We start from the raw sequence: 20,427 nt of genomic DNA, 5'->3' as shown, positions 1-20,427 counted from the left end.
AATACTTGGTGTTTTTGTGTGTTGGATGAGTCACTTACGCAAAACATGGTAACGCTCGTCCTCTTTATGCTGCTCTCTGGCCTTTGCCCAGGCATCCTCCCGAAGCGCCCGCATATCCACTTTCCCGTTTGGCATGAGCGGGAAGGCTTCATACACCAGGAAAAAGACCGGAATCTTGTACTTGGCCAGTCTGACCTTCAGCATAGAGCGCAGTTCTTCCTCACAATAGGATTCTGGCTCGTCCAGCATCAGGCAGGCAATTACTTCTTCACCCAAAATGGGATGGGGTACACCTACGACTCGTGCACTTAGCACAGGCTCATAACGCATAATCTCCCTGCCGATCTCAACAGGCGTGATGTTTTCGCCGCCGCGGATGATGATGTCCTTGATACGCCCCACAACGGAGACACGTCCCTCCTCATCCATGACGCCCAAATCCCCGGTGTGCAGCCAGCCGTCACTGTCAATCGCCGAAACAGGCTGCTCGCCAAGCCGGGAAAAATACCCCTGCATAAGATTGTATCCCCGGGCGACGATCTCCCCCTGCTTGCCCGCAGGCAGAAACCTCTGCTCCCCTGCTTCCCAAATCTTCACTTCAATGTTGGGATAGGGCCTTCCCACACAGCGGGAAACGGTCCTGGGGCTGTCGGAATACTCGCTGTTACAAAGGTTGCAGCCTTCTGTCAGGCCGTAATTACGCAAGATGTGGGCCGCGGGAAACGCCTCCCGGATGCACTCATATTGGGATTCCGAAATGGTATCTCCGCCAATCGTTAACAGCCGGAGACTGTCTGTTTTAAAGTGATGAAACGCCTCAGAGGACATCATACACAGGAAGTTGGTGGGCACCCCGTTCAGGATGGTACAGCGATGGCGCTCTATCCAGTACAGGATGTTTTCGCTGCTGAAGCGGGAGAGCAAACAGAGGGTCAGTCCGCAGTAAAAGGATGTCAACAGACTTGCGCACAACGCAAAGACATGAAATAACGGCTGGGACATACAAATTCGATCATCGGAAGTCATATTTGCCCGCTCCGCAGTGGCAATGGCATTATTGACCAGGGAATAGTGGGTGTGTTGGACACACTTTGGCCTTATCGTCGTGCCGGAGGAGAAGAGCATACAGGCCAAATCATGACAGTTCTGCTCACCCAAGATCCGTTCACGCTTGCCTTCTCCCTGCCCCAGCATGCTCCGAAGCTCCAGTGTCTCTTCCCGGATATCCACAAGTCCCTGCATGCCCGCCCCCACCTGGCTGGCAGCTCTTTGGGGCAGACGCTCATCCATTTTCAGCCCGGGGGTATTGCCATAGCAGAGCCAGCAGAGGTCGCTGATGCGCATAACCTGGACCAGCTCCCGCTCTTTATAATTGGAATTGAGCAATACAGGCACTGCCCCCAGCTTTTGAAGCGCCACAAAGGTCACAATCCAGGTGGCGCTGTTCTCACTCCACAGCCCTACACGTTCGCCCCGGGCAATACCCTTGTCCGCAAAACGCTTTGCCATCATATTAGACAAAACATCCAGGTCGCGCCAAGTGTAAGTGTCCTCTTTATAGATAACAGCCGGTTTTTGCGCAAAGCGCCGCACTGCCCCGTCAAACAGCTCAGGAATGGTACACGCGATGAGTCCCATAAGCTCTCTGCCTTCCATTTCTTCTGCCTCGCATTGTACATATTTGCCTGGAATTATACCTCCGTGATCGCATTTGCAGCACATCCAATCTCGCAGACGCCGCAGTCGATACAGGCTTCCTGGTCAACCTGATAGTGATCCTCCCCCTCGAAAATTGCATCCGCAGGGCAGGTAGATGCACAGGCACCACAGCCAATGCAGTTATCATTGATTACTCTGGGCATAGTAAACTGACTCCTTTCTGCTGAACGAAACCACAATCCATATGGACACAGTTCCTTTTTTGCGCTGGGCCGAGACTGGACAGTCGGGAAACGCGGCTGTCGGGCGACCAAGCCGATGTCCTGGACAAACGACCTGGCGCCCGATTCCGCTTGGGGGAATAAATTGAATTCCTATGCACTACATGTGAGCCAACTACAGGCTTACGCAAAGTGTTAATTTAACTGCTCGTTCACAAACTTGATAGACTTCATAATCTTGCTGTCGCGCTCTTTGCGGGCCGCAACGGGGTCATCATACTGATAGAAGCCGTTGCCAGTGGGACCCTTCAAGCCGGTATTGCCAGCGGCGATCATATCCCGGAGCAGCTGAGGCGCCTCTGTCTGGTTGGAAAAGGTGGGGGCCAGCAGATCTTCCAGATGGGCAAAAATATCCAATCCGCAGAAATCACCCAGTTTGAAGGGGCCTTCAAACGTGTAGCGGACACCGAAGGTGGCTACAATGGCTTCGTCAATATCTTCGGGCGTAGTCCAGCCCTGCTCGACCATGTAGCAGGCCTCACGTACCAGAGCGAAGGTCATACGGTTCAGGATAAAGCCGGGACAGGGGACATTCAGCTTGGCAACGCGCTTTCCGTGGGAGCGGACCAGCTCTTCCACCTTGTTGGCAATCTCATCGGAGGTCTGGGGTCCTCTGGGCATCTCCATCAGGGGCATGATATAAGCTGGGACAAAGAAGTGGGTAATCAGGACACGCTCAGGGTGGCTGACCTCAACGATATCATAAATATTGAGCGTAGAAGTATTTGTGGACAGAACAACGTCCGGACCAACCAGCTTGTCAATTTTTGAAAAGATCTCCTTCTTAATAGCAGGGTCCTCCGCCACTGCCTCAATCACGAGATCGGCCCCCTCCACCGCCTCTTCCAGCGTAAAGACAGGGTGCAGATTTGCGATGGCGGCGGGAACGGCCTTCTCATCGTACATGCCATTTGACACCAAAGTCACATAGTCATTCTTGATCTGGTCCAGGGCGATATTCATTGTTTTTTGAGAGCGGGTATAAAGGTTGACAGAATGGCCATTCATTGCAAAGAACATTGCAATACTACGGCCCATGGTGCCGGCACCAATTACTGCTATGTTCCAGTCCTTGACGTTTGCCTTCATGTTCTTTCCTCCTGTAATATGTTTATTTGCCTGATGAGAACGTTATGGGTTAGCCCATAAAGGCACCACCGTTGATGTTGATGGCCTCTCCTGTGATCCAGGATCCCTCCTCCGTTGAGAGGAACAGGATCAGATTTGCAATATCCGTCGTGCTGCCCCATCGGTTCAGCTTGATGGTGCTCATCAGTTTTTCCTGGACCTCCTTGGAAAAGTCCCTGAACACCGCGGTGGGAATTGGCCCGGGGCAGACTGCGTTGACGCGGATACCGGAGGGTGCCAGCTGCTCTGCCAGGCACCGCGTCAGACCTACGATGCCAGCCTTGGAAGCGGCATAGGCGACGCTGACCGCCCGGCCGGTCATACCTGCAATGGAACCGATATTGACAATCGCGCCGCCGGTCCTCTGCTTCAGCATCCGCGCAGCGGCGGCGCGGCAGCAGTAAAATGCACTGTCCAGATTTGCGGCCATCAGCTCATGCCAGACATCAGTGGGGTGATCTTCAATATTACAGGTGCGGGACAGCCCGGCGTTGTTGACCAAAATGTCAACCTTCCCCAGTTCCTTGTCCGCAACCTCAAACAGGTGTAATACCTCTTCTTCCTTGGCGACATCGCAGCGCACGGCAACGGCCTTGCGGCCATATGCGGCAATCTTCGCCCGCGCCTCTTCCAAGGTTGTCTCGTTGCGGCCACAGATCAGAACATCCGCGCCCTCTTTCGCATACAGAATCGCAGTCTCACATCCAAAGCCGCCATTGCCGCCGGTGATGATAGCAGACTTGCCTTCCAGACGCAACATAGCTGTCCCTCCCGTCTTTTCAATATATCGTATCAGCTTGCCTGCTTACTGATAGTTGTTCTTGCGCATCTCGCCCTTCTTCGCGATGACGTCGCGCACCAGGGTCAGGCGCTGCACAGTACGGGGGCCTTCCTCGAACCACATGGCCCGGGCATCCCGGTACATACGCTCCACGGGACCGTATGGATTGTCCTCGAAGTAACCGATGCCGCCAAAAATCTCCAAACAGCTGTCGGAAACGATACGGACGGAGTCGATAGCCTCCAGCTTGAGCATGGAGGAGATCATTTCAATGTCCTCCCCATTATCAATCTGCTTGGCACACTCGTGGGCCAGCAGGCGCAGGGTGTAGACACGTGTGGCCATGTCGGCAATGGTCTGCTGGATGGCCTGGCGCTGGATGATTTTCTTGCCAAATGTGACCCGGTCATTGGCACGGGCAATGGCCATCTCCAGGAAGCGCTGGCACATGCCCAGCAGGCATACGCCAATGGAGGCGCGGGAGATCGCCAGCGCGTGGAGGAACTGGTTCAGGCCCTCGCCCACGGGGCCGATACGGTAGCTGTCGGGTACGATCATGTTCTTCATGCGCAAATGCGCGTGGCCGGTACCGCGGCAGCCCATCATATGGGGCATGGGGTCAATGACCAGGCCCGGTGTGTCAGCGGGGACAAAGAAGGCCGTCAGGCCGTTCTTGCGGTTCTTGTCATCCGTAACGGCGATGGTGAAGAAGCAGTCAGCAATATCGGTGAAGGAGATCAGGGTCTTGGTGCCGTTCAGAACCCAGTTGTCACCGTCTTTGACCGCGGTGGTCTGGATATCGGCGCCGGAGCCGCAGTCGGGCTCAGTCAGGGCAAAAGAGCCAAAATAGTCGCCTTTAGCCAGCAGAGGCAGATATTTATTCTTCAGATGCTCGGGGCCATACAGACCCAGGACTTCCCAGCCAAGGCCGTTGGTCTGGTGGAAGAACATACGGATGGCGGAGTTGCCGCGGCCGATCTCCTCCATAATGGTGAACCACTGCTCATAGCACAGGCCCATGCCGCCGTACTGTACGGGAATGGTCATGCGGAACAGATCCAGTTTCTTGCCAATATCCCACAGCTCTTTGGGATATACGTTGCTCTTTTCCATCTCAGGAGACAGAGCTTCCATCTCGCCCTCCACGGACTGGCGGATCTTCATACGCAGTGCATACAGTTCTTCCTCACTGATTCTGACGTTGTTAAGCGGCTTGCTCATTTCAAATCTCCCTCTTTTCTGAAATTAAAAATACGGTCCTGTCCAGTTAATTGCGTACACGGATTGCCTTGCTGGCGGCCATCTCGTCGATCTGCTCATCGGTATAGCCGTACTCTTTCAGCACCTCGCGGGTATCGGTGCCAACAGGCTTGGACAGCTTCCGGCGTTCGGCGCCGTCGCCTACACAGCCCAGCCGCGGGGGAATATTGACGTAAATGTGCTCGTTGCCACTGGCAGTGGTAGCCCTGAAGAGTACGTTAGCCGCCCACGCTTGTTCGTCATCCACGATATCCTCAAACATGGCACACAGCTGAACCGGGATCCCGTCTGCTTCAAAACGCCGGAGCCATTCAGCCGCCGGACGCTTCTTCATCTCGTTGCCGATGATCTCTTCCAGCTCTACGATCTTACCGTTCTTCTGAATGGTCTCCAGGTCATTCAGCTCCGGATTACCCACCAGATCATCTCGGCCAATGCATTTCATAACCTTATCATAATAGTTAATCCACACTGGACAACCAAACTGAATCCAACGGTCCGCAGTGGGATAGGCAATATTGCCGGGGTTGGTGGCCTGCGCACGGGATTGGGGATAAGGGGGCACGGGGTCATCTCTGTGGTACTCAGAGGCCATGGTGGCCCAACTGTTACCAAACACGCCGGCGTGGAACAGACTGATGCCAACCTTGTCGCCCTCCCCAGTACGGAGCTTGCGGTACAGGGCGGCTGAAACAGCGCCCGCCAGCATGATACCGCAGATATTATCCCCAAACGCAGCCATGGGGATCAGAGGTTCACTGCCCTTTGGATACCAGGTGCCGGAAATACCGCCGCGGGCAAAGAAACTGACTGTGTCATAGCCAGGGGCATCCTTGTCAGGACCGGTATCGCCAAAGCCGGTCACCCGGGCCCAAATCAGTCCGGGATACTTGGCATGCAGGGTGGGCCAATCCAGGCCCAGGCTCTCCAGCACCTGCTCGCGGTAATTTGTCAAAAAGACATCTGCGGTTTCCAAGAGATGGTGTATAACTGCAACACCTTCCTTGGAGCGGGCGTTTACACTGACAAAACGTTTGTTAAAGGAAGTGGAGTCCATCGTCGGGCAGTCATCTTCCTCGATCGGCATACCATTAATCAGGCCCTGCTCACGATTGTGGTCGCCCTCCAGGCTCTCGACCTTAATCACCTCTGCGCCCCACTCAGCCAGCGCGCGACCGCAGATAGGCGCCGCGACGAACTGAGCAAATTCGAGCACTTTGATTCCTTCAAAGGGAAGCATCCTATCACCTCATGGCTCTCAGTATTTTTCAAAAATCGTTTGGACTTTTTGCATACATCACAGAAGGTTTGATAAAGAGCAAATGACCCCAACATCAATAAAGGTCCTATCTCTGTACGCTCCGTCACATCCTGTATCTGCTTGAAGCATTTCTGCCACAGGAACTGCAGCAGGGTGCTGAGGTGCTGCTCCAGCCCACTGTTCCTGTCAGGCTCAGCGAATCAGACAACCCACTTGAATACCACACTCACCAGGTACGGCCAAAGGGCCATCAGGAGCGACCATATACAACTGTTGACCAGGCCTGCCTTAAACAGCTGGGGGATGCTGTAATATCCCGTCGCGTAGGTCATAACGGTCAGAGTATCGACCGGCAGCAGCATGACACAGCCGGCCATACAGGAAACCATGAAGCACATGGTCAGTGGGCTGAAACCGGCAACGGCTGCCACAGCGATCATGGGCGGCAGCAGAATGCTGCACAGGGAGGGGGCGGTAGGAAGGATCAGGTGAACAAAATTCAGGAAGAAAGCCAGGAAAATCAGGAAAAGCAGCGGGTTCCAACCGGCAACATCGGCAAAGATCCGGTCCACCATCCACTGGCTCAGACCGGTGGATACCACGGCATTGGCCAGCGCCATAACGCTGCCGACGGTAAGTATGGCATCCCAGCTGATGCTGGCGGCAAATTCTTTGAAGGTAAACACATTGACGCCGGGGAGGAAGAACACGACCATCGCCATAGTGGCCACTACGGTCATATCCAGGACCGGGATCCAGCTTCCGGCCACCCAGAGGATAAGCGTCGCAACGATAATGAAAGCGGCTTTTTTCTCGCGGACATCCCACTTATCCGGAACATCGGGGGGATTTTTGATTTTCTCAATGACCTCGGGAGGAATTTCTTCGGGCTTGAAGATTTTGATCAGAGTGATCCATCCCAGCGGCAGCAGAATGATGCAGAGGGGCAGGCCATAAATCATCCACTGGAAAAATGTCATGTTGTAGCCCGCAGATTTCAGCAGCTCTATCCCGATCACATTGACAGAGCTGCCGGCGGGGGTTACGATGCCGCCGCACATGGCCGCAATGGGGATACCGATCATCAGCACCCGACCCATGCGGCTTTTGCCGGGAGTGGCACCCATACCCTCCAGAATGACAAAGGAAACCGACATCATCATGGCGGTAGTGGGGATATTTGACATTATCGTGGAGATAAGCGCTGTTGTGATCATCAAAGCCAAGATTACCATATTTGTTTTGGTTCCTGCAATTCGAATCAGAGCACGCAGCAGGCGCTTGGCCAACGGGGTACAGGAAAGGCCGCAGGAAATCGCAAAGGATGCCACCACAAACCACGTTGCTGTTTTCATGAATTGGGACAGCGTGGTTTCAAAAGGCATAATGTTGAGCCAGTAGATCATCGCCATAGCGAGAACGGAACCGATGCCAATAGGGAAGCTGTCAAACACCCAGATACAGATTGCAAAGAGCATAATGCCCAAGGTACGCCATGCTTCTAGGGACAGTCCTTCTGGGGCGGGCATCATTATAACCGCAGCCATAATAACAATGCCTAAACCAAGCCCGAGATATTGTTTGAAATATCCGTTTTTAGACATAAAAATTGCGCCCTCCTTATTCTCATCTCTTATGATGTTGAGGTCATTATGCTGGAAACCGACCTGTTTATGGCTGAATCAATATCAAAAAAGCCTGAAACGCTCCCCGTGTCTCTGATACGATCAGCTGTATACGGGGAACATATTTGCCCATAAAGCCTCAGAATCCCAGCCCGCTTTTCACAACTGCCAAGTGCTGAGGTATTTTATAAGGCATATTCACTGCTTATTTGTCAAGGTGCAGGCTTTAGTGATACAATTTTCGCCTTTTTAGCAATGCATTGCGGGCAGCCCATACAGAAGACACCACAAAAAAGCGGCATCACAAAGAGCTGCCAATAGCTTTGATGTAATGGTCACCTCAGGCCGGCGAGGGCGTTCCTTTGTTTTTATTATAGCTGCTTTATACACGATGTAAAGCGACACCTATTCTCCCGGTGTCAACATCTGGACATCGGATTATAATGCGTCATAAAAAAGGTATTTATTCCAAAAAAATTTGTTAAAACAGCACAAATTAGGCAGGGAGAAAGAGTATCAAAAGGAATTAAATGGAATAATAATGTGACTGTCGCTCGCTATTAAGTTTTCTTGATCTCACACTTGAACTGCCCCAAGTTGTGTGGACAGTACAAAAAAGAGCCCCTGGCAGGAAATATTAAACTTTAGGCGGAGCGGCGTCTCCCCAGTCTTTAACTGGATACGCTCATGATTGTAGAAGTAAATATAACGGTCAATCATTTCGTTTGCTTCAGCAAAGGTCCACGATGCTGTTGTCATAGAGGTCTCGGATCATGGATAGGTACAGTACGCCCTGCCTGGTGTGGATGTAGGAGATGTCCGTGCCCCATCTGCTGCCATTTCCTGCGGCGGCGGATTTCAGACAGCAAATCGTACTTCTGCATGATCCGCAGTACAGTCTTGGGGTCGCGGTAAATCTTTTGACTTTTCAGCCACCTCCACATCCTTCGGTATCCGTATGTACAAAAGCAACGTTCACGTTGCTGAGCAATCAGTTCCGCAAGGGCTGCATCCTTCTCCGGACTGCCAAGGCGATGGACAAAAGCATAGTAGCCGCTTCTGGATACTCCAAAGAATTTGCACATGACTGCCACGGGATACTCTGTTTTGTGACGATAGATGATATGATATTTTACCGTCGACCTCACTTCCTTCCTGTGAAGCGCAGAAAATCCCGCAGCAACTGATTCTCCATGCCAAGCCGTTGGATCTCATAGACCTGCTCTACCACAATGTCTTTGGGTACAGCATTTTTCCTCGGCCTACCCTTAGGGCGTGGTACGATTCCTGCCTCCAGCTTTCGTTCTTTCCTGCGCTCCCGTATCAGCAGTTGTTTTACTACATATTTATCCTTAAATCCATAGTACTCTGCTACTTCCCGCTGCGTTTTCCCCTCTGCCAGCATAGTTTTAATCTCTGGCAGCACCGCTTGAACATGTGTGTAATTTAAATTTCTCAGTTAAAATTTCTATACCCCTTGAAAACACTGGCGTTTCCAGCGTTTTCACCGCCTCGGTTTGGCCCTTTTCCCTCATTTTTTCCCTTGCGAGAAGAAATGAGGGAAACTTTTTTCAGGCCGTCCCTACAACCTTATCCAGCAGCCTTGCGGAAGTTCGCTTGGCCTCTCTGGTGGCGTGGGCGTAAATGTTCATTGTGGTACTTACATCAGAATGTCCCAGCAGCTCCTGCACATCCTTGGGTGCGGCCCCGTGAGAGAGAAGATTGGTCGTATATGTATGCCTCAACAGATGGAAGTGAAAATCATCCATATCCCCGATTTTCTTTCGGGAGTATCGGCACACACTGCTGACCGTTGCAGGGGCTTCATAAGCTCCATCGGGCCGCAGGCAGACGAAGGAAACCTGGGTGTAACCTTCTGGTGGTGTCTCTGTCCGGGGCAGGGAATAGACCTCATAGTAGGTGCGGTTTTTTTCCTTGACGATGCGGTAGTAGTTTTGTGAGTACAGCGGTCCATATTTGATGCTGTTCAGCATTTGCTCCTTTTTGGCATCCCGCAGGATAGCCGCCAGGGTGTCGCAGAAATCCACAGTACGGATTTTCTTGCGCTTTGTGGGGCCGATCTGCGTTTTCTTCCTTACGGAGTCATACCGCATACTCCGGCGAATGGTGAGACACTGTTCCTTCAGGTCGATGTCCTGCCAGGTCAACCCGCACACCTCACCGATACGAAGCCCGGCGAAATAGGCGATCTGGATAGGCAGTAACGCGGGATTGTGTTTTTTCTTCAGAAGCTCGTTCAGTGCCAAATACTGCTCATGGGAGATTGTCGGCGTTTCAACGGGAAGGTCGCCTGCGCCATCCTCAGTGAACAGCTCATATTCATCGTCTTTGACCCGTTTCACCACATACTGCATCGGGTTGAAGGTAATCAGCCTTTTGGGGAAAACCGCAAATCGGAAGGAGTTTTGAAGCACTGCCGAATACTGGCCCAGCGAGCCTTTGCTCAAAGCCTCAACGGTTTTTCCATCGGGACTTGTTCCTCCGAAGCTCAACAAATCCATATAGCTTTGCAGATGGTCGGAAGTTACCGTCTTGAGCTTGCGCTTACCAATGGGGTGCTTCTTGATACGGGAAACAGTGTTGATGTAGGCCGTCACCGTCCCATCACTCAACGAGCCGGGTTTCAGTTCTTCCTCCACCCACATATCCAGCATATCTCCCAAAGTGATGTTCTTGGCCTGCGCCAGAAACATCTTGGTTTCATAGTCCTCCATCGCCTTGCGGAGCAGAGACTCGGTTTCACTCTTGCTTTCCGTTCCCGGAAATTCTTTCTGGACACGGTTGCCGCTGGCATCCTCTACATAAAAGCGATAGTACCACTTCTTTCCTTTCTTTCTTACAGATCCTTTTGCCATAGCAAACTCCTTTCTATGCTGGCAAACGGAACCGTAGTGATGTGTCACCCTGATTATAGCAAAGGGTGGCCAATCTATCAAACATACCGCTTGCTAAATTTCAAGGTTTCTATATTTACTTCACCGCAAGGACCTGATTGCGGTCCAGTAGGTCGCGGCCCTCGTTGATCTGCATGAAGCAGCAAATCACATCCACACGGACTATGGACTTACGCCCAATCCGCAGGACCGGGATTTTTCCCCAATCCACAAGGCGGCGGAGGGTGTTGCGTCCAATGCCGGTATAGTCGGCAGCTTCTTCAATCGTCATGCCGATCTTACCAAAGCCCGCAGGCTGAACAGTGGAGTATCTTTCTGTATGAGTACGCCCGGAAGTCCCGGACGGAATATTCGCATAACAAACAGGCGAATTTGAAGTCATAATTGTTCGCCTCCTTCGAGAACAAAAAAAGCAGCCGGGCCGATCTGGTTGGAGCCGTTGTAACATACGGCGCACTTCGGCGCGGCTGCCTTGACTTTTCAGTAACTTCAAGCCCGCTGTATTTGCCACGCATCCCCAGCGGTGGGGATATTACAGGCCGCCCCTGGCAGGGCTGTCATAACTCCGCAGCATCGTTCAAAGCGTGTGCCGCAGGGTTCCCCCTCAAGTCTGTGGGAGGTCGTGAGAAAGTATCTTTAACCCCCGCGCTGTCATCGCGCCCGGAGTGCCTGTCCGGGTCTAAGGTATGCGTTGATCGCTCAGATAGCTTGTCCCATCACCTCCTTGAAGCTATCGTCCTGGCGGCGCACCTTATGTCGCTCATCACGCGGGTTTCGTACCTGCAATACCGTATATTCAGTTGTCATGGTTCTGTGAAGGGTGAGGAAAATGTGTCCTTCACCTATCACATTTTTTAAGGCCGTTTGTTAGGTATTTTTAAGAGCTTTCGCAAACTTTTTTGAAATTTTTTTCATTGCCCCATCAAGGGAGAGGGAGATGCTGGCCTTCGTCACTCCTTCGAGCCGGGCAATCTCGGTGATGGACTTCTTTTCGGCAAGGTACAGCCAGACCCGGCGATACTGCTTTGCGTTCAGAACGGCTTTCAATGCGGTCAGTCGTTTCTCCCGCAAAGCCTTTTCCTCTGCCTGGGCATCCGCCTTCAGAAGCTCGGAGAAAAATTCATCCTCGGCAGACCGAACCGCTCCGACCACATCCAAGTAATCATCCAGAGCCACACGATTATCGTTGAAGCTCCGGCCTTCCTTTTCTGTCTGGTGGTAGTCTGCATCTGACCAGGCTTTCCATTTCAGAAATTCTTCCTCACTGGAAAAGTCCGCGCGGGTGAGCCGGATGCGGCCGCTAACGCTTATGTATATAATGCTGTCCTGATCGTATTTGTTCAGGGCGTATTCGCTTTTTTTATCAAACATACTTGTCCTCCATTTCAATTCAGGGGTTGACGGGTGAATTGAAATGGGGACGGTGGAGAGCGGCACCCTACGGAGAACCGCAGGATAGCCACCCTGAGTCTTGAAGATGGTCAGGCCATAGTCACCGCTCTGGATCATGGCATACCAGTCCATCATTTGCGCGGATTGCGGGGTCAGTTCAATACCGATCTTGCTGGCCTGGTCGCAGATGTAGACAACCATGTTGTCATCAGAGGCGGTGCCGGTTTGATACAGGAAAGCGGCGGACAGTTTGACTCCATCCTTCTCACGAATGCCATCGCCATCGGTATCTACATATCCGCGTCCATCGTGGCCGGGGGCTGGACGGGAAACAGCTCAAGCCCTGGACGGCCACCTTTGAGGTATCGCCCACATGGACGGAAAAAAGCGCAAGAAAAAAGGCCGAAGCTTTCGCCGCGACCTTTGAAAAAGAGTGCAAAGAGGGCATGACTTCTGACAGCCGCCAGAAGTTTGCCGCCTACTGCGATTATGTAATTGGTCTGAAAGAGCAACGGGGTGTGAAGCACTCCACCGTTGTGAGATACAAGGAGCTGACAGGTCGGATTTACCCACAGATAGGGCATATCAAGCTGCGGGAGCTGCGGGCCGACCACCTGAACGATCTCTATACCCTGTTGGGTCAGGATGGACAGAACAAGCGGGGCGGCAAGCTGTCCGCAAAGACGATCCTGGAGCATCACCGGCTGATTTCCACGGTGCTGGAGCAGGCGGTGAAGGAGGGCCTTGTCCCGTTCAACGTTGCTAGCCGTGCCACACTGCCAAAAGCAGAACACAAGGAAGTAAACTACTTCCAGCCGGAACAGGTGGCGGCGATCCGGGACGCACTGGAGTTGGAACCTATGAAGAGGAAAATGCTTGTCCACCTGCTGCTTATCACCGGCGTACGGCGTGGGGAAGTGCTGGGGCTGAAATGGGACAAGGTGGACTTTGAGGGGAACCGAATCTATATTTGCAACAGCATCCTTTACTCTCCGGATATCGGCATCTATGAGAGCACGCCCAAAACGGAACGATCCCGGCGTTACATCACACTGCCTGCTGAGACAATGCAGCTACTCCGGCGGTATCGGGCATGGCAGGCGGAGGAACGGCTGCGGCTGGGGGAGTACTACCAGAATCAGGACTTCGTATTCTCTCAGGACAACGGCAAGCCCATGCACCCGGACAGCGTGACCGACTATCTCAAGAAGTTCAGCAAGCGCCACGGACTCCCACACATTAACGCTCATGCTTTCCGGCATACAATGGCCTCTATGCTGTACTTCAATGGGGTGGACAGTGTGAGCATTTCCAAACGGCTGGGTCATGCCCAGGTCAGCACCACGGCCAATATTTACGCCCATGTAATGGAGGAGGCCGACCAGCGCAATGCCGACATTCTGTCCAGCATCTTTTTGAAAAAGGCTTGAATTTGAGAGGCGAGTTGAATTAAAGTTGAATTTCTCGACACGCCTTATTTTTGAAAATGGCAGAAAAGTAATAAAAAACACCTGATTCTCGTGGAATCAGGTGTTTTTTCTGGTTGCGGGGGGAGGATTTGAACCTCCGACCTCCGGGTTATGAGCCCGACGAGCTACCAAACTGCTCTACCCCGCGATATGGTGCCGGAGACCGGGGTCGAACCGGCACGGGATTACTCCCACGGGATTTTAAGTCCCGGGCGTCTGCCAATTCCGCCACTCCGGCGTGGAGGGCTCCAGTCTCGCGTTTTCTGAGTGCCTAAATAGAATACCACAGAGGGGATGGTATGTCAACCCCTGATTTAAAAAATAAAGAGAAAAAATTGACTGCTGGATAAAAAGCAAAAAAACAAAAGAGACACGCTTTTGCGTGTCTCTTTTGGTACGGCTGAAGGGATTCGAACCCCCGACCTTTTGGTTCGTAGCCAAACACTCTATCCAACTGAGCTACAGCCGCATATCAACTGAGGTGTTTCTCTCTCTCGCTGAAAGCTTAATTATATTAGCACAGCTTTAGACAGAATGCAAGACTTTTTTAAAAATTTTTCAAAAAATTTCAGAGGGCCTATTTATGCCCCTCTTCCGCGATAATGCGCTCCAGACAGCCCATCAGATCTGCCATGGTTTCCAGCCGCACCCCCATGTTGAGAATATGCTCCCGAAGGTGGGGCGGCATGGAGTCAAACTGGGGCCGGATTGCCGGATCGATATACGCCATTCTATCACCTCCTGCCGGTTAGTCTGCATAGCTAGTATAGCCGGCAGGAGAAAAAAGGATACAGCGGGCATCAAAAAACGCGCCTCTGAAACAGAGACGCGGAAATTTTGGTCTGTCCCCACCGCAGGGAGCGATTGCCGCCCTGCGGTGGGACAGTGGGTAGTGCGTTGAAAAGAGAGAGAGAAGAGAGGAGGAGTAATGTCATTGTTATCTCTGGTATCCTGACAATCTCTATGATACCAGATTCCGCACCGAAGTGGTGAACCGTTTCGGAACTTATTGTGAACGAATTATGAACGCATGAGTATGTTACAGCAGTGTGATAAATTGGCTGTTGGCCCAGCCCACCATGCCGTCCAGTCGGACCACATACCAGTCCTCACATTGGTTGAGGATGGTAAGGCGGGTACCGTCATAGGCCCTGGCCAGCACAGCGGCGGTGGTGGAGGGTTTATCGCGGATATTCAGATAGCCCCAGGAGACGTCCACAACGGCGGGACGGGGGGACTGAGGCTCCAGGAAGGGCAGACCAAAATACTCCGTCAGGGAGAGGACGATATTGCGGGCAATGGTGTCCAGGTTGTTCTGCACCCAGGCGGCGTCGTCCGGGTTATCGTGATAGCCCAGCTCCAGGAACACCGAGGGGGCACGCACCCGCCGTACCTCGCCGATGGAGGTGGTAGACTCGGCCCGAACCTTATTGGGCAGGGGGTAGATGGTTTTCAGGCCATTGGCAATGAGCTGGGCGGCCCGCTTGCCCTCTGTGGAGCTGGGATAATAGAAAACCACGATACCCCGGGCCTGACCGTATTGCTCTTCCGGTGCGGCGTTGGAGTGGAGAGCCAGGTGGAGATTGTAGTTCCCGGCGTTGGAGGCCCGGATAGAGGACAGGGCGGTCATGTCCGGGGTGTTGCGGGAAAAACGGATGCCGGCAGCGGTGAGGTAGGGCTCCATAGCGTCTGCCAGACGATTCATCCACTCCTCTTCCGTGCCGCCGTTGACGTACAGGTTGTTCTCCTGGGTGGAGGGGGAGAGGTAGATAATGGGCATAAAAATAACCTCCTTTTCCCCATGCTATGCGGGAGAAGGGAGGCCTGCGCACCAGAAACAGTCCCCGGTGCGTAAAACGCACCGGGGACGGCGAAAGGATGTATGTAAATAACTCAGTCTACCTTGGGACCGGCGGCTACCAGAGCCTTGCCGGCATCGTTGGTGGTGTACTTGGCGAAGTTCTTCACGAAGCGGGCGGCCAGATCCTTGGCCTTGGTGTCCCACTCAGTGGGATCGGCGTAGGTGTTGCGGGGGTCCAGAATGTTGGTATCCACGCCGGGCAGGGCGGTGGGGACAGCCAGATTGAAGTAGGGGATGGTCTTGGTCTCCGCCTTCAGAATGGAGCCGTCCAGGATGGCGTCAATGATACCACGGGTATCCTTGATGGAGATCCGCTTGCCGGTGCCGTTCCAGCCGGTGTTTACCAGGTAGGCCTTGGCGCCCGACTTGGCCATCTTCTTCACCAGTTCCTCGCCGTACTTGGTGGGATGGAGCTCCAGAAAGGCCTGGCCGAAGCAGGCGGAGAAGGTGGGGGTGGGTTCGGTGATGCCGCGCTCGGTGCCGGCCAGCTTGGAGGTGAAGCCGGACAGGAAGTAGTACTCGGTCTGCTCCGGGGTCAGGATGGACACAGGAGGCAGCACGCCGAAGGCGTCGGCGGACAGGAAGATCACGTTCTTGGCGTCGGGACCGGCGGATACGGGCCGGACGATCTTCTCAATGTGGTCAATGGGATAGGAGACACGGGTGTTCTCGGTGACGGAGTCGTCATTGAAGTCACAGTGGCCGTTCTCGTCCACAGTGACGTTCTCCAGCAGAGCGTTGCGCTTAATGGCATTGTAGATATCGGGCTCGGACTCCTTATCCAGGTTGATGACCTTGGCGTAGCAGCCGCCCTCGAAGTTGAAAATGCCGTTATCATCCCAGCCGTGCTCGTCGTCGCCGATGAGCAGGCGCTTGGGATCGGTGGACAGGGTGGTCTTGCCGGTGCCGGACAGGCCGAAGAACAGGGCGGTGTTCTCGCCATTCATGTCGGTGTTGGCGGAGCAGTGCATGGAGGCCATACCCTTCAGGGGCAGGAAGTAGTTCATCATGGAGAACATACCCTTCTTCATCTCGCCGCCGTACCAGGTATTCAGGATAACCTGCTCCCGGGAGGTGAGATTGAAGATGGCGGCAGTCTCAGAGTTGAGACCCAGTTCCTTGTAGTTTTCCACCTTGGCCTTGGAGGCATTGTAGGAGATAAAGTCGGGCTGGAAGTGTTCCAGCTCCTCCTCGGTGGGCTGGATGAACATATTTTTCACAAAGTGAGCCTGCCAGGCCACTTCCATGATGAAGCGGATGGCCATACGGGTATCAGCGTTGGCGCCGCAGAACACGTCCATAACATATAGCTTCTTATTGGACAGCTCCTGAATGGCCAGCTGCTTGCAGGTATCCCAAGCCTGCTGAGAAGCGGGCTTGTTGTCATTCTTGAATTCATCGGAGGTCCACCACACGGTGTCTCTGGAGGTGTCGTCCATAACGATGAACTTATCTTTAGGAGAACGGCCGGTATAGATGCCGGTCATGACGTTAACGGCGCCCAGATCCGTGACCTGGCCCTTATCATAGCCCTCCAGCTCAGGCCTGGTCTCTTCCTGGAACAGGACCTCATAGGAGGGGTTGTGGAGGATCTCGGTGACGCCGGTGATGCCGTATTGATTCAAATCAATGTTTGCCATAATGCATGACCTCTTTCCCGTATTGATCTCTCTGGGGCTCCGGCGGGGCGGACAAGCCCCGGAAGTTACAAATCCCATGGGATAATCATACACAGATTTGGGCACAATGTCAATTCCCCTGTGCCAGGCGATTTTGCAATTTTCTTTCCCGGCAGTTTCAATCTGCCTTTTGAAGTACCAGGAACTTCAAGCTCCAAGCGCCCGAAGCGCACGGGCCAGAAGGGCAAACTCTTGGATGCCCAGCCGCTCGCCGCGGACCCCCTCAGGCAGTCCGGCGTCGGCAATGGCCTGCCGCAGCTGATCCTTGCCCAGCTTGTCGCCGAAGGCGGCAGACAGGCCGTTGAGCAGGGCCTTGCGGCGCTGGGCAAAGGAGGCGCGCACCACCCGGAAGAAGAAGGCGTCCTCCACCAGGGTCTGGGCCGGCTCCGCCCGAGGCACCATGCGGATTACCGCCGAGGTCACCTTGGGGGCGGGCAGGAAGCACTCCGGGGGCACTTCAAAGAGGTATTCCGGCGTGGTGTAATACTGACAGAACAGGGAGAAGGCGCCGTAATCACTCGTACCCGGCCCGGCGCAGATCCGTTTGGCCACCTCCCGCTGGATCATCACCGTGATGGAGGCAAAGCAGCCTGCCTCAATGAGGGCGGTGATGACGGGGGTGGTGATGTTATAGGGCAGGTTGGCGCAGGCCACCGGGGTGAGGCCGGGAAACTGTTCCGCAGCCAGGGCGGCCAGATCCAGTTTCATGGCGTCCCCGGGGATGACAGTCACATTGTCAAAGGGAGAGAGGGTCTCCGCCAGAATGGGCAGCAGATCCCGGTCCAACTCAATGGCAGCTACCCTGCCTGCCCGGCGGGCCAGCTGAACGGTGAGAGGACCGATGCCCGGTCCGATCTCCAGAGCGCCGCAGGTCTCGTCGGCGCCAGAGGCGTCGGCAATGTCCTGGGGCACCCAGCCCTGAATGAGAAAATTCTGGCCCATGCTTTTGGAAAAACGAAAACCGTGGCGGCCCAACAGGGCCTTGATGTCATTGCTGTTGCAGAGATCCATAATCCACCTCGCACACGTATTGACACCAGTATACGGGAAACAGAATGAAAATACAAGCCTACCGCCGGGGCAGCAGGACGGTAAAGGTGGTGCCGCTGTCCGGGGTGCTGGTCACGGAGATCCTGCCCCGATGGGTTTCGGTAATGCTCTTGGCGATGGCCAGCCCCAGACCGTAGCCACCCTGAGCTCGGTCCCGGGCGGCATCCGCCCGGTAGAACCGCTCAAACAGGTGAGGCAAGTGTTCCGCCGGAATGGGAGCGCCGGTGTTGTGGACGCTGAGGCGCAGCTTGTCCTGCTGGCGGGTCAGCGTAATCCGGACCTCCGGGTTGGGTGGACCGGCGTATTTCACCGCATTGTCCAGCAAAATACGTACCAGCCGCCGCAGCTGCCCCTCATCCCCGGTGAGTGTCAGCTCTGGGTCGATGTGGGACTCCAGGGCCACCCCCGCCTCAAAGGCCACCGGTTCAAAGGGGAGCAGGCAGCCCTGAACCAGCTGGCTCAGATCCACCTGGGTGGGATGGGTAGGCAGCCGGGCGCTGTCCGATTTGGCCAAAAAGAGCAGGTCCTCCACCAGCCCCTTCATCTGGCGGGCCTCCTCCTGGGTGTAGCTGAGCCACTTGGACTGGCTTTTCACCGTGTCCGACGGATGGGCCAGAACGATCCCGGTATTGGCCAGAATTACGGTCAGCGGTGTTTTCAGCTCATGGGAGGCGTCGGCCACAAATTGCCTCTGCTGTTTCCAGGCCTTTTCCACCGGCCGGAGGGCCAGGGAGGCCAGAAACAGACTGACAAAGAAAAAGGCGGCCATGGCCAGCAGCCAGATCAGCAGGCAGGTGAGAAAGAGGTTGCGCAGGGTACTGCGTTCCCAGGACAGGTCGGCGAAGGCGATACGGATGGTGCCGTCAGGCATCTCCTCCATCAAAAAGCGCAGGCCCAGATCGGCCAGCACGCCACTGTCCTGTTCCGAGTCCATGGCCTCCTGAGCGGCCTGGGCGGCGGTCTCCTCCGATACATCCACATGGCCGCCGTCGTTGATGGAGGTGACCTGTCCATCCTCCATAGTAACGGAAAAAACGGGCACCATGGAGGCATTGCGGTCCCGGTCCATGCCGTCCTGCTCCGGCGGCGCGCCGATCTCAAACCGAGGGGGCATCTCGTCGGCGTCCCGGTTCAGCGCCATATGGAGGGCGGCGGTTCCCTGATCAGCCAGCCTCCGGGCGTTGGAGGAGAGCAACAGGGCAAAGACCACCGTTAAAACCAGCCCCACCAGCAACAGGTTGATGAGGATAAACTTCCACCGCAGCCGCCGGATCATGAGACGGGCACCTCCAGATAATAGCCCACCTTCCGAACGGTGCCGATACTCACATTGGATTCCAGAAACGTGAGCTTTTTGCGCAGAAAGGAGATATATACCTCCACATTGTTGTCCTCCGCATCGGAATCCAGCCCCCAGACCCGGGCGATGATATCCTCCTTGGGTACTACGGCCCGGGGATGGACCATCAGCTGCCGCAGTACATCAAACTCCTTAAAGCCCAGACGCACCGACTTGTCCCCCTGCCGCAGACAGCGGGTGGACAGCTCCAGGGTCAGGTCCCCGGCGGTGAGCTGCTCGCCGATGACCTCCCCCTGCCGCCGGGTGAGGGCCCGCACACGGGCCAGCAGCTCCCCGATATCAAAGGGCTTGGTCATGTAGTCGTCAGCACCGTGGTCCAGACCGGCGATCTTGTCGGGCATCTCATCCCGGGCGGTGAGCATGAGGATGGGGGTGGACACATGGGCGTGCCGCAGGCGGCTGGCTACCTCAAAGCCGTCCAGCTTGGGCAGCATCACGTCCAGCACGATCACGTCGTATTGCTCCGTCAGGGCATAGTCCAGCCCGTCGGCCCCGTCATATACCACATCCGTCTGATAGCGCTGCTCCGCCATGATCTGGCCCAGGGCCTCCGCCAGCCGGCGCTCATCTTCCACAATCAAAACTCTCATAGGTAAGATCCTTTCCTGTTTGGTATGCGTATTTGCTGAGCCAAGGATACTGTTCCATCCTGAAATTTATCTGAAAATATTATAGAAAAATGGAAAGAAAAAAGGATTTACAGAGT

Annotated in this window: 17 protein-coding genes, 3 tRNA genes and 1 pseudogene; 1 reads left to right on the top strand and 20 read right to left on the bottom strand. The window is 54.4% G+C overall.

Going from position 1 to position 20,427, the window contains the following annotated elements:
• Positions 1–30: 30 nt before the first annotated feature.
• The 11 genes and pseudogenes from B5G42_RS06075 to B5G42_RS18465 form a co-directional block, all read right to left on the bottom strand.
• Positions 31–1,638 carry a class I adenylate-forming enzyme family protein gene (locus B5G42_RS06075; RefSeq protein WP_162611054.1) on the bottom strand — a complete coding sequence of 536 codons (1,608 nt, stop codon included), beginning with the start codon at positions 1,636–1,638 and terminating at the stop codon, positions 31–33.
• A gap of 53 nt (positions 1,639–1,691) precedes the next feature.
• Positions 1,692–1,862, bottom strand: a complete 171-nt coding sequence (locus B5G42_RS06070; RefSeq protein WP_087267899.1) for a DUF362 domain-containing protein — start codon at positions 1,860–1,862, stop codon at positions 1,692–1,694.
• Positions 1,863–2,075: 213 nt separating this feature from the next.
• Complete coding sequence (locus B5G42_RS06065; protein ID WP_087267896.1) at positions 2,076–3,029, bottom strand: 3-hydroxyacyl-CoA dehydrogenase family protein; 954 nt, start codon at positions 3,027–3,029, stop codon at positions 2,076–2,078.
• 49 nt (positions 3,030–3,078) lie between these two features.
• Complete coding sequence (locus B5G42_RS06060) at positions 3,079–3,828, bottom strand: SDR family NAD(P)-dependent oxidoreductase (protein WP_087267893.1); 750 nt, start codon at positions 3,826–3,828, stop codon at positions 3,079–3,081.
• A gap of 45 nt (positions 3,829–3,873) precedes the next feature.
• Positions 3,874–5,070: an acyl-CoA dehydrogenase family protein gene (locus tag B5G42_RS06055; protein WP_087267890.1), complete on the bottom strand. Its 1,197-nt coding sequence runs from the start codon at positions 5,068–5,070 to the stop codon at positions 3,874–3,876.
• A gap of 46 nt (positions 5,071–5,116) precedes the next feature.
• Positions 5,117–6,349: a CaiB/BaiF CoA transferase family protein gene (locus B5G42_RS06050; RefSeq protein ID WP_087267885.1), complete on the bottom strand. Its 1,233-nt coding sequence runs from the start codon at positions 6,347–6,349 to the stop codon at positions 5,117–5,119.
• 221 nt (positions 6,350–6,570) lie between these two features.
• Positions 6,571–7,974: an SLC13 family permease gene (locus tag B5G42_RS06045; RefSeq protein WP_087267882.1), complete on the bottom strand. Its 1,404-nt coding sequence runs from the start codon at positions 7,972–7,974 to the stop codon at positions 6,571–6,573.
• A gap of 1,165 nt (positions 7,975–9,139) precedes the next feature.
• Positions 9,140–9,400 carry an imidazolonepropionase gene (locus tag B5G42_RS06035; protein WP_242961145.1) on the bottom strand — a complete coding sequence of 87 codons (261 nt, stop codon included), beginning with the start codon at positions 9,398–9,400 and terminating at the stop codon, positions 9,140–9,142.
• A 166-nt stretch (positions 9,401–9,566) separates the two neighbouring features.
• Positions 9,567–10,871, bottom strand: a complete 1,305-nt coding sequence (locus B5G42_RS06030; RefSeq protein ID WP_087267877.1) for a tyrosine-type recombinase/integrase — start codon at positions 10,869–10,871, stop codon at positions 9,567–9,569.
• A 115-nt stretch (positions 10,872–10,986) separates the two neighbouring features.
• The gene (locus tag B5G42_RS18645; RefSeq protein WP_072849340.1) at positions 10,987–11,181 is read right to left on the bottom strand and encodes a helix-turn-helix domain-containing protein; all 195 of its coding nucleotides are present in this window, start codon (positions 11,179–11,181) and stop codon (positions 10,987–10,989) included.
• Between the two features lie 1,184 nt (positions 11,182–12,365).
• Positions 12,366–12,602 (bottom strand): annotated as a pseudogene (locus B5G42_RS18465) (nickel ABC transporter substrate-binding protein); the annotation flags it as partial.
• Between the two features lie 146 nt (positions 12,603–12,748).
• On the opposite strand from B5G42_RS18465, the gene B5G42_RS06010 reads away from it, so the two are divergent.
• Positions 12,749–13,732 (top strand): tyrosine-type recombinase/integrase, encoded by a 984-nt coding sequence (locus B5G42_RS06010; RefSeq protein ID WP_087267866.1) that lies wholly within the window; start codon positions 12,749–12,751, stop codon positions 13,730–13,732.
• Between the two features lie 110 nt (positions 13,733–13,842).
• On the opposite strand, the gene B5G42_RS06005 is transcribed toward B5G42_RS06010, so the two are convergent.
• The 9 genes from B5G42_RS06005 to B5G42_RS05970 all read right to left on the bottom strand — a co-directional run bounded on the left by B5G42_RS06005 (position 13,843) and on the right by B5G42_RS05970 (position 20,311).
• Positions 13,843–13,919, bottom strand: a tRNA-Met gene (locus tag B5G42_RS06005).
• A gap of 3 nt (positions 13,920–13,922) precedes the next feature.
• Positions 13,923–14,009 (bottom strand) — tRNA-Leu (locus B5G42_RS06000).
• Between the two features lie 154 nt (positions 14,010–14,163).
• Positions 14,164–14,240: transfer RNA gene (locus B5G42_RS05995), tRNA-Arg, on the bottom strand.
• Between the two features lie 108 nt (positions 14,241–14,348).
• The gene (locus B5G42_RS18100) at positions 14,349–14,501 is read right to left on the bottom strand and encodes a hypothetical protein (protein ID WP_158094697.1); all 153 of its coding nucleotides are present in this window, start codon (positions 14,499–14,501) and stop codon (positions 14,349–14,351) included.
• A gap of 309 nt (positions 14,502–14,810) precedes the next feature.
• Positions 14,811–15,551 carry an N-acetylmuramoyl-L-alanine amidase gene (locus B5G42_RS05990; protein WP_087267863.1) on the bottom strand — a complete coding sequence of 247 codons (741 nt, stop codon included), beginning with the start codon at positions 15,549–15,551 and terminating at the stop codon, positions 14,811–14,813.
• Positions 15,552–15,664: 113 nt separating this feature from the next.
• The gene (pckA, locus tag B5G42_RS05985; protein WP_087189053.1) at positions 15,665–17,272 is read right to left on the bottom strand and encodes a phosphoenolpyruvate carboxykinase (ATP); all 1,608 of its coding nucleotides are present in this window, start codon (positions 17,270–17,272) and stop codon (positions 15,665–15,667) included.
• Between the two features lie 186 nt (positions 17,273–17,458).
• The gene (gene rsmA / locus B5G42_RS05980) at positions 17,459–18,322 is read right to left on the bottom strand and encodes a 16S rRNA (adenine(1518)-N(6)/adenine(1519)-N(6))-dimethyltransferase RsmA (RefSeq protein ID WP_087267860.1); all 864 of its coding nucleotides are present in this window, start codon (positions 18,320–18,322) and stop codon (positions 17,459–17,461) included.
• 58 nt (positions 18,323–18,380) lie between these two features.
• Positions 18,381–19,637: a sensor histidine kinase gene (locus B5G42_RS05975; protein ID WP_087267856.1), complete on the bottom strand. Its 1,257-nt coding sequence runs from the start codon at positions 19,635–19,637 to the stop codon at positions 18,381–18,383.
• Positions 19,634–20,311 carry a response regulator transcription factor gene (locus B5G42_RS05970; protein WP_087267853.1) on the bottom strand — a complete coding sequence of 226 codons (678 nt, stop codon included), beginning with the start codon at positions 20,309–20,311 and terminating at the stop codon, positions 19,634–19,636. The genes B5G42_RS05975 and B5G42_RS05970 overlap by 4 nt, the downstream gene beginning before the upstream one ends.
• Positions 20,312–20,427: the final 116 nt, after the last annotated feature.

Origin of the sequence: Flavonifractor sp. An91, assembly GCF_002159225.1 — a bacterium.
GTDB lineage: Bacteria > Bacillota > Clostridia > Oscillospirales > Oscillospiraceae > Flavonifractor > Flavonifractor avicola.
The sequence above is the reverse complement of the archived record's forward strand: the minus strand, read 5'-3'. Positions and strand labels throughout refer to the sequence as shown.